General features: G+C 59.0%; 16 protein-coding genes. 1 reads left to right on the top strand and 15 read right to left on the bottom strand.

Translation table 11 applies throughout. The features are described from left to right. Window positions 1-5: 5 nt before the first annotated feature. The 15 genes from ispG to trmJ all read right to left on the bottom strand — a co-directional run bounded on the left by ispG (window position 6) and on the right by trmJ (window position 12039). The gene (ispG, locus tag BK658_RS10885) at window positions 6-1115 is read right to left on the bottom strand and encodes a flavodoxin-dependent (E)-4-hydroxy-3-methylbut-2-enyl-diphosphate synthase (RefSeq protein WP_123582284.1); all 1110 of its coding nucleotides are present in this window, start codon (window positions 1113-1115) and stop codon (window positions 6-8) included. Between the two features lie 3 nt (window positions 1116-1118). Further along, the gene (locus BK658_RS10880) at window positions 1119-2159 is read right to left on the bottom strand and encodes a RodZ domain-containing protein (RefSeq protein WP_123582283.1); all 1041 of its coding nucleotides are present in this window, start codon (window positions 2157-2159) and stop codon (window positions 1119-1121) included. Continuing rightward, entirely contained in the window at window positions 2159-2917 is a 759-nt protein-coding gene (gene pilW, locus BK658_RS10875) for a type IV pilus biogenesis/stability protein PilW (protein ID WP_123582282.1), read from the bottom strand. Before pilW ends, BK658_RS10880 begins: the two co-directional genes overlap by 1 nt. Window positions 2918-2929: 12 nt before the next feature. Next, complete coding sequence (gene rlmN, locus BK658_RS10870) at window positions 2930-4078, bottom strand: dual-specificity RNA methyltransferase RlmN (protein ID WP_019693463.1); 1149 nt, start codon at window positions 4076-4078, stop codon at window positions 2930-2932. A 28-nt stretch (window positions 4079-4106) separates the two neighbouring features. Continuing rightward, window positions 4107-4532: a nucleoside-diphosphate kinase gene (gene ndk / locus BK658_RS10865; RefSeq protein WP_007903599.1), complete on the bottom strand. Its 426-nt coding sequence runs from the start codon at window positions 4530-4532 to the stop codon at window positions 4107-4109. A 90-nt stretch (window positions 4533-4622) separates the two neighbouring features. Continuing rightward, window positions 4623-4823: a Fe-S cluster assembly protein IscX gene (iscX, locus tag BK658_RS10860; protein WP_123582281.1), complete on the bottom strand. Its 201-nt coding sequence runs from the start codon at window positions 4821-4823 to the stop codon at window positions 4623-4625. Between the two features lie 14 nt (window positions 4824-4837). Further along, window positions 4838-5179 (bottom strand): ISC system 2Fe-2S type ferredoxin, encoded by a 342-nt coding sequence (fdx, locus tag BK658_RS10855; RefSeq protein ID WP_103319244.1) that lies wholly within the window; start codon window positions 5177-5179, stop codon window positions 4838-4840. Window positions 5180-5182: 3 nt separating this feature from the next. After that, on the bottom strand, window positions 5183-7045 hold the full coding sequence (gene hscA / locus BK658_RS10850; protein ID WP_123582280.1) for a Fe-S protein assembly chaperone HscA: 1863 nt from the start codon (window positions 7043-7045) through the stop codon (window positions 5183-5185). A 51-nt stretch (window positions 7046-7096) separates the two neighbouring features. Continuing rightward, window positions 7097-7618, bottom strand: coding sequence for a co-chaperone HscB (gene hscB, locus BK658_RS10845; protein ID WP_123582279.1), 522 nt, complete (start codon window positions 7616-7618; stop codon window positions 7097-7099). Window positions 7619-7626: 8 nt separating this feature from the next. Then, window positions 7627-7950, bottom strand: coding sequence for an iron-sulfur cluster assembly protein IscA (gene iscA / locus BK658_RS10840; RefSeq protein ID WP_019693468.1), 324 nt, complete (start codon window positions 7948-7950; stop codon window positions 7627-7629). 34 nt (window positions 7951-7984) lie between these two features. After that, entirely contained in the window at window positions 7985-8371 is a 387-nt protein-coding gene (iscU, locus tag BK658_RS10835) for a Fe-S cluster assembly scaffold IscU (protein WP_003443374.1), read from the bottom strand. A 93-nt stretch (window positions 8372-8464) separates the two neighbouring features. Beyond that, window positions 8465-9679 carry an IscS subfamily cysteine desulfurase gene (locus BK658_RS10830; protein WP_123582278.1) on the bottom strand — a complete coding sequence of 405 codons (1215 nt, stop codon included), beginning with the start codon at window positions 9677-9679 and terminating at the stop codon, window positions 8465-8467. 49 nt (window positions 9680-9728) lie between these two features. Continuing rightward, window positions 9729-10220: a Fe-S cluster assembly transcriptional regulator IscR gene (gene iscR / locus BK658_RS10825; protein WP_019693470.1), complete on the bottom strand. Its 492-nt coding sequence runs from the start codon at window positions 10218-10220 to the stop codon at window positions 9729-9731. A 269-nt stretch (window positions 10221-10489) separates the two neighbouring features. Then, window positions 10490-11266 (bottom strand): serine O-acetyltransferase, encoded by a 777-nt coding sequence (gene cysE, locus BK658_RS10820; protein WP_123582277.1) that lies wholly within the window; start codon window positions 11264-11266, stop codon window positions 10490-10492. Window positions 11267-11268: 2 nt separating this feature from the next. Next, the gene (gene trmJ / locus BK658_RS10815; protein WP_054595795.1) at window positions 11269-12039 is read right to left on the bottom strand and encodes a tRNA (cytosine(32)/uridine(32)-2'-O)-methyltransferase TrmJ; all 771 of its coding nucleotides are present in this window, start codon (window positions 12037-12039) and stop codon (window positions 11269-11271) included. Window positions 12040-12184: 145 nt separating this feature from the next. On the opposite strand from trmJ, the gene suhB reads away from it, so the two are divergent. Continuing rightward, entirely contained in the window at window positions 12185-13003 is an 819-nt protein-coding gene (gene suhB, locus BK658_RS10810; RefSeq protein ID WP_123582276.1) for a type III secretion system regulator SuhB, read from the top strand. Window positions 13004-13083 lie beyond the last annotated feature (80 nt).

Raw genomic sequence — 13083 nt, 5'->3', positions numbered from 1 at the left:
TTCGATCAGCCGCGAGCGATTACTGCTGCGTCGGCTTCGACCTTTTCGGCCGCTTTCTGGCGGATCAGCCTTTCCAACTCATCCACCAGATTGTCATTCGTCAATTTCTGCGACGGCTTGCCGTCGATATAAATCAGGTTCGGCGTACCGCCAGTCAGGCCGATGTGGGCCTCTTTGGCTTCACCGGGACCGTTGACCACGCAACCGATGACCGCAACATCCAGCGGCACCAGCAGATCTTCGAGGCGCTCTTCCAGTTCGTTCATGGTTTTCACCACATCGAAGTTCTGCCGCGAGCAACTCGGGCAGGCGATGAAGTTGATGCCACGGGAACGCAGATGCAGGGACTTGAGAATGTCGTAGCCGACTTTCACTTCCTCGACCGGGTCAGCCGCCAACGAGATGCGAATAGTATCGCCAATCCCTTCGGCGAGCAGCATACCGAGGCCCACGGCGGATTTCACTGTGCCTGAACGCAAACCGCCGGCTTCAGTGATGCCCAGGTGCAGTGGCTGAACGATTTCCTTGGCCAGCAGACGATAGGCTTCGACGGCCATGAACACATCGGAGGCCTTCACGCTGACCTTGAAGTCCTGGAAGTTCAGGCGTTCAAGGTGCTCGACGTGGCGCAGGGCCGACTCGACCAGCGCGGCAGGCGTTGGCTCGCCGTATTTCTTTTGCAGGTCTTTTTCCAGCGAACCGGCGTTGACGCCGATACGGATCGGAATCCCCCGGTCACGGGCGGCATCGACCACCGCGCGCACACGGTCTTCGCGACCGATGTTGCCCGGGTTGATACGCAGGCAATCGACGCCCAGTTCGGCTACACGCAAAGCGATCTTGTAGTCGAAGTGAATGTCGGCAACCAACGGCACCTTGACCAGTTGCTTGATTCGACCGAAGGCTTCGGCCGCGTCCATGTCCGGAACGGAGATCCGCACGATGTCGACACCCGCCGCTTCCAGACGATTGATCTGGGCCACGGTGGCAGCAACGTCATTGGTATCGCTGTTGGTCATGCTCTGTACAGCGATAGGCGCATCACCGCCCACCGGTACCGAACCAACCCAGATCTTGCGGGATTCGCGACGTTTGATTGGAGATTCGCCGTGCATGACTTATTGACCCAACTTCAGGCGAGCAGTCTCGCCACTGGTGAACGGAGCTACATCGACCACTTGCCCGTTGTAGCTGACCTGCGCGCCACGGGCGTAGCCCAGGCGTACTGTAAACGGTGGTTTACCGCTGACGTCGGCGGTTTCGCCCTTACGCTTGAGACCGCTCAACAGCACTTTGCCGTTGCCATCGGTGACTTGCGTCCAGCAGTTGGCAGAGAACTGAATCCGTACCTGGCCCGCACCGGCAACCGGAGTGGCCGGAGCAGTAGCCGAAGCGGTGGGTGCTGGCGCGGCGGCCACGGCGGGCGCTGGCGCAGCAGCCACAACCGCTGCCGCTGGCGTCGCAACAACCGGGGCAGGTGCGGTGCGCACTGTCGGCGCAACTACGGAGGCCGTCGGTGTAACCACCGGGGCGACCGGAGCGGCCGGCGTCGGCGCTTCGACCGTTGCCTGAGCTTCGGCAGTCGCCTGGCCTTCCGGCAATGCCAGAGGCGTCCCGGCCTCGGCCTGACCTTCTACCACGGCCTGATCTTCCGGCTCGTCGAGCGGATGGATCTGCGTGGTGCCATCGGCGCCTTCGACTTCGACGTGTTCAGGGCTCAGACCAATCAGGTCCTTGGTGCGCAACGAGGTTTGATCCTGCCACCAGACAAAACCGCCACCCACCACGGCCATCAGCAACAACAGGCTGACGATGCGCAAAATGGTGTGGGAGACCCGCGATGGCTCCTCGATACGCCCAAGGCTGTGCACGTTGCTGCCCTGGGAATCGGTGCCGGTGTGCTGGTCGAACTGCTGGACCAGAACGGACTGGTCCATGCCGAGCAATTTGGCGTATGCGCGGATATAGCCGCGAGCAAAGGTATGCCCTGGCAGCTTGTCGAAAGCGCCGTCTTCCAGATTCTTCAAGGAATTCACGGTGAGATTGAGCTTGAGCGCTACTTCCGCCAGCGACCAACCATTGCTTTCGCGGGCCTGACGCAGAGTCTCTCCGGGGTTTACGCGAGTCGCTGCTACAACTTCTGGATGCGCCGCTTTCATCATTGCTCCGACAGGTATTGCTGATATTCCGGCGTACCGGGATAGAGTCGTTTTAATTGCAGGCCAAAACTGGCGGCCTTGTCGCGATCTTCGAACACTTTGGCCAACCGGACGCCGAGCAATAGACTACGTGCATTTTGCTCGGCGAGCAGGCTAAAACGATCGTAATAGTCACGCGCGGGCACATAATGCCTGTCTTCGTACGACAACTCAGCCATTTCCAGCAACGCCCGTGGCTGTTGGCGGTTCAGGCGCAGGGCTTTTTCCAGTTGCTGACGGGCCAGATCCCGCTGGCCAAGCATCGAAGCCGTCATGCCGAGGTTCTCGAAAACCCGTGAACGCTCAGGATAAAGGCTATCGGCAGCCGCTTGTTCAAAGCGCTCGTAAGCTTCTTTGTAACGTTTCTCTTCAAAGAGAAAGCTGCCGTAGTTGTTCAGGATACGAGCATCGCCAGGACGACCGGACAATGCCTTGCGAAAATGCTGATCCGCGAGCTCGGGTTCCATCTCGGCCTGAAACACCAGGCCCAACGCCGCGTTGGCATCCGGGTCGGAGCTATCCAGTTCGAGGGCCTTCTTCAACGGGACTTTCGCCCGTTCGGTCATGCCCTGCTGCAGATACCCCACGCCCAGCTGCACATAAGCACCACGCGCCTCATCGCGCCCCTTGCTGGTTTTCATCGGATTGAAATCACCCGACAGAACACAACCAGCCGACAGGCTGGCGAACAGCAGAAGCAGCGCTAGGCGCAGTGACATAGAGATCCTCTCTTAAGTACGATTCGCAGCGTCTTGCGGCATATCGTTGTCGGCGCTCAACTCACGCACGGCGATATAACGTTCGCTACGACGGGTGCGATCCAGCACCTGTCCTACCAATTGGCCACACGCAGCGTCGATGTCTTCGCCACGGGTGGTGCGCACGGTGACATTGAAGCCAGCGTGATGAAGCTGATCCTGGAAACGACGGATGGCGTTGTTGCTCGGCCGCTCGTAACCGGAATGGGGGAACGGGTTGAACGGGATCAGGTTGATCTTGCAAGGTGTGTCCTTGAGCAACTCGATCATTTCAACCGCATGCTCGACCTTGTCATTGATGTCCTTGAGCAAGGTGTACTCGATGGTCAGCACGCGCTTTTCGCCCAGGGACGACATGTAGCGGCGGCAGGACTCGAGGAGCATTTTCAGCGGGTACTTCTTGTTGATCGGTACCAACTGGTTACGCAGCGCATCGTTCGGTGCGTGCAGGGACAACGCCAGGGAAACGTCGATGTGCTTGGACAGCTCATCGATCATCGGCACCACGCCCGAGGTCGACAGGGTCACACGGCGCTTGGAAATGCCGTAGCCCAGGTCGTCCATCATCAAGTGCATGGCAGCAACGACGTTGTCGAAGTTCAGCAGCGGCTCACCCATGCCCATCATCACCACGTTGGTGATGGCACGGTCGGCGGTTGCCGGGATGCTGCCGAACGATTTATTGGCAATCCACACCTGGCCGATGACTTCGGCGGCGGTGAGGTTGCTGTTGAAACCTTGCTTGCCGGTGGAGCAGAAACTGCAATCCAGGGCACAGCCTGCCTGGGACGAAACGCACAGAGTGCCGCGCTTGCCCTGGGGAATGTAGACGGTCTCGACGCAGCTACCGGACGCCACGCGCACCACCCATTTACGGGTGCCGTCGCTGGAGATGTCCTCGCTGACCACTTCGGGGCCGCGAACTTCGGCAATAGCCTTGAGCTTGTCGCGCAAGGCCTTGCTGACGTTCGTCATGGCGTCGAAATCATCGACGCCAAGGTGGTGAATCCACTTCATTACCTGACTGGCACGGAAACGCTTCTCCCCGATTGAGTCGAAGAATTTTTCCATTTCCGGCTGAGTCAGACCCAGCAGGTTAGTTTTTGCAGTCGATGTAGTCATGGATTCACCTTCACTCATAAGCCAATGCTTAGCGAGTGGTTACTTCAGTAGCTGCGAAGAAGTACGAGATTTCGCGAGCAGCAGCGGCTTCGGAGTCCGAACCGTGCACAGCGTTGGCGTCGATGGAGTCAGCGAAGTCAGCGCGGATGGTGCCGGCAGCAGCTTCTTTAGGGTTGGTAGCGCCCATCAGCTCACGGTTCAGAGCGATAGCGTTTTCGCCTTCCAGAACCTGAACGACAACCGGGCCGGAGATCATGAAAGCAACCAGGTCGTTGAAGAAACCACGAGCGCTGTGCTCAGCGTAGAAGCCTTCAGCTTCAGCTTTGGACAGTTGCTTCAGTTTCGAAGCTACAACGCGCAGGCCAGCTTTTTCGAAACGAGTGGTGATCTCGCCGATAACGTTTTTTGCAACGGCGTCAGGCTTGATGATGGAGAAAGTACGTTGAACAGCCATGGTGTAACTCCAGAAACGGTAATTTGCGAAAAATTAAACCCGCGAATTATACGCGGGTTCTTGGGTATTGCCTAACGGCGTACAGTGCGTTCAGTCTGCTTCTTCGATCCAGGCCGCTTGAATCGCTTCAAGCACCTTCTCGCCGCCGCGGGTCGGATCATCACTGAATTCCGGCAGAGCCATGACCCAGCTGTGCAGATCGACGAAGTTCACGTAACGCGGATCCACATCCGGCTTGCTATCAGCCAGCTGGATCGCGATTTCCAGCACATCAACCCATTTAAGACTCATGCCAGTTCCTTGAATCAGTGCGGCGCTTCGGCAGCGTGGTTGAGCGAGTATTTAGGAATTTCAACGGTCAGGTCTTCAGTCCCGACGATTGCCTGGCAGGTCAGGCGCGACTGCGCTTCCAGACCCCAGGCCCGATCAAGATAGTCCTCTTCCAGCTCATCGGCCTCATTCAGCGAGTCAAAGCCTTCGCGAATGATGCAGTGGCAGGTGGTGCAGGCACAGACGCCGCCGCAGGCGCTCTCGATCTCGATATGGTTGTCATGGGCCACTTCGAGAATGGACTTGCCGGTCTCAGCCTCTACGACCATACCGTCCGGGCAATGCTCGGCGTGTGGCAGAAAAATGATCTGCGGCATCAGTTATTCCTCGATTTCATTCAGGTTGCGCCCCGCCAGAGCGGCTTTCACCGTCGAGTCCAGGCGGCGGGCAGCAAAGGCATCGGTCACTTGCGACAGACGCTTGGTCTGCTGCTCGATGGCGTAACCATCGGTGCCTTTCATCAATTCGGTCAGTTCCTGCATCTGCAACTCGATGACCATGCGTTCTTCGGCGTCGAGCAGGCGCTCGCCGTCGACATCGAGGGCGCCCTGCACCGCTTCGATCAATCGCTGGGCATCGACTTGCTGCTCACGCAGTACGCGGGCGACCTTGTCGTCGTTGGCGTGCTGGAACGATTCCTTGAGCATCCGGGCGATTTCGCCGTCGGTCAGGCCGTAGGACGGCTTGACCTGAATGCTCGCCTCGACGCCCGAACCCAATTCGCGGGCGGCAACGCTGAGCAAGCCATCGGCATCGACCTGGAAGGTCACGCGAATCTTCGCCGCGCCCGCCACCATCGCCGGAATGCCGCGCAATTCGAAGCGCGCCAGGGAGCGGCAATCGCTGATCAGCTCGCGCTCGCCCTGCAGCACATGAATCATCATGGCCGACTGGCCATCTTTGTATGTCGTGAAGTCCTGAGCGCGGGCAACCGGGATGGTGGTGTTACGCGGAATCACCTTCTCCATCAGGCCGCCCATGGTTTCGAGCCCCAGGGACAACGGAATCACGTCGAGCAGCAGCAGTTCGCCGCCATCGCGTTTGTTGCCAGCCAGTGTATCGGCCTGGATCGCAGCACCAATGGCCACCACTTGATCCGGATCGATCTCGGTCAGCGGCTGACGACCAAAGGCCTCAGCCACGGCATCGCGAACACGCGGCACACGGGTCGAACCGCCGACCATCACCACGGCTTTCACGTCTTCCAGCTCGACACCGGAATCACGCACGGCGCGGCGGCAGGCTTTCAGGCTGCGAGCAACCATCGGCTCGATCAGCGCATCAAAGGCTTCGCGGGTCAGCTGGGATTTCCAGCCGTCATAAACGACTTCAACCGTCGCGGCATTCGTCAGGGCTTCTTTGGCCGCACAGGCGGTTTGCAGCAGATGACGTTGCGCACCCGGATCGAGATCGGCGGACAGGCCCGCGCTCTCGATGATCCAGCCAGCAATCGCGTGATCGAAGTCATCGCCGCCCAGGGCGCTGTCGCCACCGGTCGCGAGCACTTCAAAGACACCGCCGGTCAGACGCAAAATCGAAATATCGAAGGTGCCGCCGCCCAGGTCGTAAATGGCAACCAGGCCTTCAGCATGCTGATCCAGGCCATAAGCTACCGCCGCAGCGGTCGGCTCGTTGAGCAAACGCAGCACGTTCAGGCCGGCCAGCTTGGCCGCATCCTTGGTTGCCTGGCGCTGTGCGTCATCGAAATAAGCCGGAACGGTGATCACCGCGCCAACCAGTTCGCCGCCCAGCGTCAACTCGGCGCGCTGACGCAGCACCTTGAGGATATCGGCGGAAACTTCGACCGGGCTTTTCGGCCCTTGCACGGTGTCGATGAACGGCATGTGCGACTCGCCATCGACAAAACGGTACGGCAACTGCTCGCCCAATTGCTTGACGTCGGACAGACCACGACCCATCAAGCGCTTGACCGACAACACCGTGTTCAGCGGATCGGTAGCGGCTGCCAGCTTGGCGGACTCGCCGACCTCGACACGGTCAGCGTGATAGCGCACCGCAGACGGCAGGATGACCTGCCCGTCAGCGTCGGCCAGTGGCTCGGAAAGACCACTGCGCAACGCAGCGACCAGCGAATTGGTAGTGCCCAAGTCGATCCCCACAGCCAGACGACGCTGGTGCGGTTGAGGACTTTGGCCGGGTTCGGCGATCTGCAGTAGGGCCATCGTTATCAGGACTTATCTGTATATCAGGCGTGCGACCGAGGCGGCACTGGGTTAATCGTCGAGGCGCTCTTCTAACTGGCGCACTTCGTAGGTGAGCTTGTCGAGGAATTGCATGCGCCGCATCAGGCGTTCAGCCTGTTCACGCTGCACTGCATCATTCCAGCAAGCTGCGAAGCTTTCGTTCAGTACATCCTGAGCGACCTTCAGGCGGCGCTTGAATACCGCAATCCCGGCCAGATCGGCACTGTCTTGCAGGTCTTCAAGCTCTTCGCGCCATTGCATCTGCTGCAGAAGAAATTCCGGATCATGCACCGTGACCTCCAGCGGCAGCTCGCGACCACCCATGGCGAGCAAGTAACGCGCGCGCTTGGGGGGACTTTTGAGCGTCTGGTAGGCCTCGTTGAGGCTCGCGGATTGCTCTAGCGCCAGCCGTTGCTCACGCTCGGAAGCGTCAGCAAAGCGGTCTGGATGAACGCCGCGCGCCAACTCACGGTAGCGCGTAGCCAGCTGATCGAGGTCCAGATTGAAGCTCGGTTGCAGCTCAAATAAAGCGAAATGACAAGGAGTACCCACGAGCAGCCTCAGATGTTGAAGCTTTCGCCGCAGCCACATTCACCGCGTACGTTGGGATTGTTGAACTTGAAGCCTTCGTTCAACCCTTCCTTGACGAAATCGAGCTCGGTGCCGTCCAGGTATGCCAGGCTTTTCGGATCGATGATCACTTTCTCGCCGTGACTGACGAAGACCTGATCGTCGGCCCCTACTTCATCGACAAACTCCAGCACGTAGGCAAGGCCGGAACAGCCCGTGGTGCGAACACCCAGACGAATCCCATCACCCTTGCCGCGCCCGTCGAGGGAGCGTCGCACGTGTTGAGCAGCCGCTTCTGTCATGCTGATAGCCATCGGTGACTCCTTACTCGTCGCCAAATCTTGAAAGTCAGATCAAGCCTTTCTTCTGCTTGTAATCGCGAACGGCAGCCTTGATGGCGTCTTCAGCGAGTACCGAGCAGTGGATTTTCACTGGCGGCAAGGCCAGTTCTTCAGCCAGCTGGGTGTTCTTGATGGTCTCTGCTTCGTCCAGAGTCTTGCCCTTCATCCACTCGGTAGCGAGGGAGCTGGAAGCAATCGCAGAGCCGCAGCCGTAGGTCTTGAACTTGGCGTCTTCGATGATGCCTTGCTCGTTGACCTTGATTTGCAGGCGCATAACGTCGCCGCACGCTGGAGCGCCGACCATGCCGGTGCCGACATCAGGATCTTCCGCGTCCATCTTGCCGACGTTGCGCGGGTTCTCGTAGTGGTCGATGACCTTTTCGCTGTAAGCCATGATTAATCCTCACTCATCAGAGAGTCGCTCTTCGGGCCCTGCAAGCCAACTTTTCAACCGGTTTGCAAAGCCCACATGCGGCGACTTAATTCGTTAGTGTGCCGCCCACTCGATTTTCGAAATGTCGACGCCGTCTTTGTACATGTCCCACAGCGGCGACAGAGCGCGCAGCTTGGTGACGGCCTCGCAGACTTTCTGCGCGGCATAATCGATTTCTTCTTCGGTGGTGAAACGGCCGAAGGTGAAGCGGATCGAGCTGTGTGCCAGTTCGTCGTTGCGACCCAGGGCGCGCAGCACGTACGAAGGCTCAAGCGACGCCGAGGTGCAGGCCGAACCGGACGATACCGCCAGATCCTTGAGCGCCATGATCAGCGACTCGCCTTCAACGTAGTTGAAGCTCAGGTTCAGGTTGTGCGGAACGCGGACTGTCAGGCTGCCGTTGACGTACAGCTCTTCGAGGCCTTCGACCTGCTTGAAGAAGCGGTCGCTCAGGGTTTTGATACGGATGTTTTCGGCAGCCATGTCTTCCTTGGCCACACGGAACGCTTCGCCCATGCCAACGATCTGGTGAGTAGCCAGGGTGCCGGAACGCATGCCGCGCTCGTGACCGCCGCCGTGCATGGCCGCTTCAAGGCGAACACGCGGCTTGCGGCTTACGTACAGCGCGCCGATACCTTTAGGACCATAGGTCTTGTGGGCCGAGAAGGACATCAGATCGACTTTCAGCTTTTGCAGGTCGATCTCGACCTTGCCGGTGGACTGCGCAGCGTCGACGTGGAACAGGATGCCCTTGGAACGGGTCAGTTCGCCGATGGCTGCGATGTCGTTGATGGTGCCGATTTCGTTGTTCACGTGCATGACCGACACCAGGATGGTGTCATCGCGCAGCGCGGCTTCGATCATCTCAGGCGTTACCAGACCGTCTTCACGAGGATCGAGGTAGGTGACTTCGAAACCTTCGCGCTCCAGTTGGCGCATGGTGTCGAGGACCGCCTTGTGTTCGATCTTGGTGGTGATCAGGTGCTTGCCTTTGGTGCCATAGAAATGCGCAACACCCTTGATTGCCAGGTTGTCGGACTCGGTGGCACCGGAGGTCCAGACGATTTCACGCGGGTCGGCGTTGACCAGGTCGGCGACCTGGCGGCGAGCGTTTTCGACCGATTCTTCGGCTTTCCAGCCGAACACGTGGGAGCGGGACGCCGGGTTACCGAAGTTTCCGTCGACCAGCAGGCATTCACTCATCTTTTGCGCGACACGCGGATCAACCGGGGTGGTCGCAGAGTAATCAAGGTAAATCGGCAATTTCATGGACTATCTCCTAATCAGGCTGGCTGGCGTGCCGCTAGCTCTTTGGCTGTCATTCGACGGCGGACGCTTCAATCTTGTCCAGACGCGGTGTCTTGCTGTTGCAACGACGCTGGTCCTGACGCTGGGCTACTTCTTGCACCTCACGGCGAGTGACAAGGTCAGCCAAGCTGATACCGCTCAGAAATTCGTGGATTTGCAGGCTCAGATCACACCACAAGTGGTGGGTCAGACAGGTGTCGCCGCCATGGCAATCACCCAGCCCCTGGCATTTGGTTGCATCGACCGATTCGTTTACCGCATCGATCACCTGAGCGACCTGGATGCCCTGCATGTCACGCGATAGCTGGTAGCCACCGCCTGGTCCACGGACACTGGAAACCAGATTGCTGCGGCGCAATTTGGCGAAAAGCTGTTCGAGGTAGGACAGGGAAATGCCTTGGCGCTCAGAGATATCGGCCAGGGACACCGGGCCATGTTGCGCGTGCAACGCCAGGTCAAGCATGGCGGTGACAGCGTATCGGCCTTTTGTAGTCAGTCGCATGGACAATTACCACGGAGTTACGGGATGGGGGCGAGTATGCAATTCCCGAGTATTTAAGTCAACTTTAAGACCTAGTACTTTAGTCAGGTTTACCCGCAAAAGAGCGCGCGCACTATAGCAAAGGCTGGTGGCGAACGACCAGCGAATGCGCGTTATCGTTCATCGCGAGCAGGCTCGCTCCCACAGGGGATCTCTGGAGGTCACTCAATTATGTGTCCACAGCAGATTCAGTGTGGGAGCGAGCCTGCTCGCGATGGGGCCAACCCGATTCAGCTGGCCTGGCTTTCATCCTTGCCTTTTACGCAGGCGAAGTCTTCTTCGCGCAACTCGGGCAAGTCCTTGGCACAGTAAGGGCTGCCCAGGTCCTTGAGCGCGCCGCACATGCCTTCCAGTCGGCCATCGACCGCTTGCAAGTGATCCAGCAACTGACCGATGGCGCGCGCCACCGGGTCCGGCATGTCTTCACTGACGCCATAGGCATCAAAACCGATCTTCTCGGCCATGGCCTTGCGCCTGGCTTCCAGCTCATCATCGGACTTGACAATAATCCGCCCAGGAATCCCGACCACCGTCGCCCCTGCCGGCACCGCCTTGGTCACCACCGCATTGGAACCCACCTTGGCACCCGCCCCCACGGTGAACGGCCCCAACACCTTGGCGCCCGCCCCTACCACTACGCCGTCTTCCAGCGTCGGGTGGCGCTTGCCTTTGTTCCAGCTGGTACCGCCGAGGGTCACACCCTGATACAGCGTCACGTCATTGCCGATTTCAGCGGTCTCGCCGATGACAATGCCCATGCCATGGTCAATAAAGAAGCGACGACCGACCTTGGCGCCCGGATGAATCTCGATCCCGGTCAACCAGCGGCCGAAGTTCGATACCAACCGCGCCAGCCATTTCCAGCCCATACCCCATAACGCCGACGACAGGCGATGAATCCAGATAGCGTGCATGCCTGGGTAGCAGGTCAACACCTCAAACGCATTGCGAGCCGCCGGGTCACGGTGGAAAACGCTCTGGATATCTTCACGCAAACGCTCGAGCATCATTAATCCTTCCGTTTAAGAAGCTCACCACGGGCCGCTTTTTGGGTTTCCGTGAGGATGCCACGCAAAATATTCATTTCCGCCCGGCTGACCGAGCTTCGTCCGTACAACCGACGCAGGCGCGCCATCAAGTGCCGCGGTTTTTCCGGATCGAGAAATTCGATGGCCACCAGCGTCTGCTCCAGGTGCTCATAGAATCGCTCCAGCTCATCCATGGTCGCCAGTTCGCCACTCTTGGTCGACGCCACTTCTTCCTTCTCGATCTTGCTGGGCTGACCTTGGGCCGCCAGCCAGGACATGCGCACTTCATAGCTCAACACCTGCACCGCCGCCCCAAGGTTCAGCGAACTGAACTCAGGGTCTGATGGGATGTGCACGTGATAATGACATCGCTGCAGCTCTTCATTGGTCAGGCCGGAATCTTCACGGCCAAAGACCAAAGCAATCTCGGCACCTTGCGCCGCTTCCTCAACCACCTTCGTCCCGCATTCACGGGGATCGAGCAGCGGCCAAGGGATGCGACGGTCACGCGCACTGGTGCCCAGCACCAGGTTGCAGCCAACCAGCGCATCTTCCAGCGTGGCAACGACTTGGGCGTTTTCCAGGATGTCACCGGCACCGGAGGCTCGCGCATCGGCTTCGTGGTGGGGGAACAGGCGCGGCTCGACCAGCACCAGTCGCGACAGCCCCATGTTCTTCATGGCACGCGCAGCTCCACCGATATTCCCCGGATGGCTGGTATTGACCAGGACGACACGAATGTTCTGCAGCAAGGGAGGCGCTCTCTGACAGGGAAATAGGGAGCAAATCTTACAGTCCCTCCTACCGTTAAGCTATGAAAGCTAACGTCGACCTTCACCTGTAGAAACTTTCTGATAGAATGCTCGGCTTTCTTTAACAACCTTAGGTGACACATCCATGCAGCCCATGCTGAATATCGCGCTGCGCGCCGCCCGCAGCGCCAGTGAATTGATTTTCCGCTCCATCGAGCGCCTGGATACCATCAAGGTCGACGAAAAAGACGCCAAGGACTACGTGTCCGAAGTGGATCGCGCTGCCGAACAGAAAATCATCGACGCACTGCGCAAGGCTTACCCGAATCATTCGATCATGGGTGAAGAGACTGGCATGCACGCCGGTACCGGGATCGAAGGTGAAGAATACTTGTGGATCATCGATCCACTGGACGGCACCACCAACTTCCTGCGCGGCATTCCTCACTTCGCTGTCAGCATCGCCTGCAAATACCGTGGTCGCCTGGAGCACGCTGTTGTTCTGGACCCGGTCCGCCAGGAAGAATTCACCGCCAGCCGTGGTCGCGGTGCTCAACTGAACGGTCGTCGTCTGCGCGTCAGCGGTCGCACCAGCCTGGACGGCGCCCTGCTGGGTACCGGCTTCCCGTTCCGTGACGACCAGATGGACAACCTCGACAACTACCTGGGCATGTTCCGCGCCCTGGTTGGCCAGACCGCCGGCATCCGCCGCGCTGGCGCAGCGAGCCTGGACCTGGCTTATGTAGCTGCCGGCCGTTTCGACGCATTCTGGGAGTCGGGCCTGTCCGAGTGGGATATGGCGGCAGGCGCCCTGCTGATCCAGGAAGCTGGCGGTCTGGTGAGCGACTTCACCGGCGGTCACGACTTCCTTGAAAAAGGCCATATCGTTGCCGGCAACACCAAATGCTTCAAAGCAGTACTGACGGCCATCCAGCCGCACCTGCCAGCCTCGCTGAAACGCTAAACGCCAGGCACAAAAAAGCACCCTTCGGGGTAATGCCGATCAGTTAAGCCCTATTGCTTGACCTTTGGCCGCAAGAAATC

This window comes from Pseudomonas brassicacearum (assembly GCF_003732175.1).
GTDB lineage: Bacteria > Pseudomonadota > Gammaproteobacteria > Pseudomonadales > Pseudomonadaceae > Aquipseudomonas > Aquipseudomonas brassicacearum_G.
This window is presented reverse-complemented; position numbering and strand designations above follow the sequence as displayed.

Coding starts and splice junctions, on each gene's coding strand:
- iscR (WP_019693470.1), bottom strand. CDS start 10,220: ATGCGACTGACTACAAAAGGCCGATACGCTGTCACCGCCATGCTTGAC.
- ndk (WP_007903599.1), bottom strand. CDS start 4,532: ATGGCTGTTCAACGTACTTTCTCCATCATCAAGCCTGACGCCGTTGCA.
- ispG (WP_123582284.1), bottom strand. CDS start 1,115: ATGCACGGCGAATCTCCAATCAAACGTCGCGAATCCCGCAAGATCTGG.
- iscA (WP_019693468.1), bottom strand. CDS start 7,950: ATGGCTATCAGCATGACAGAAGCGGCTGCTCAACACGTGCGACGCTCC.
- suhB (WP_123582276.1), top strand. CDS start 12,185: ATGCAGCCCATGCTGAATATCGCGCTGCGCGCCGCCCGCAGCGCCAGT.
- fdx (WP_103319244.1), bottom strand. CDS start 5,179: ATGCCGCAGATCATTTTTCTGCCACACGCCGAGCATTGCCCGGACGGT.
- pilW (WP_123582282.1), bottom strand. CDS start 2,917: ATGTCACTGCGCCTAGCGCTGCTTCTGCTGTTCGCCAGCCTGTCGGCT.
- BK658_RS10880 (WP_123582283.1), bottom strand. CDS start 2,159: ATGAAAGCGGCGCATCCAGAAGTTGTAGCAGCGACTCGCGTAAACCCC.
- rlmN (WP_019693463.1), bottom strand. CDS start 4,078: ATGACTACATCGACTGCAAAAACTAACCTGCTGGGTCTGACTCAGCCG.
- cysE (WP_123582277.1), bottom strand. CDS start 11,266: ATGCTCGAGCGTTTGCGTGAAGATATCCAGAGCGTTTTCCACCGTGAC.
- iscX (WP_123582281.1), bottom strand. CDS start 4,823: ATGAGTCTTAAATGGGTTGATGTGCTGGAAATCGCGATCCAGCTGGCT.
- BK658_RS10830 (WP_123582278.1), bottom strand. CDS start 9,679: ATGAAATTGCCGATTTACCTTGATTACTCTGCGACCACCCCGGTTGAT.
- iscU (WP_003443374.1), bottom strand. CDS start 8,371: ATGGCTTACAGCGAAAAGGTCATCGACCACTACGAGAACCCGCGCAAC.
- hscA (WP_123582280.1), bottom strand. CDS start 7,045: ATGGCCCTACTGCAGATCGCCGAACCCGGCCAAAGTCCTCAACCGCAC.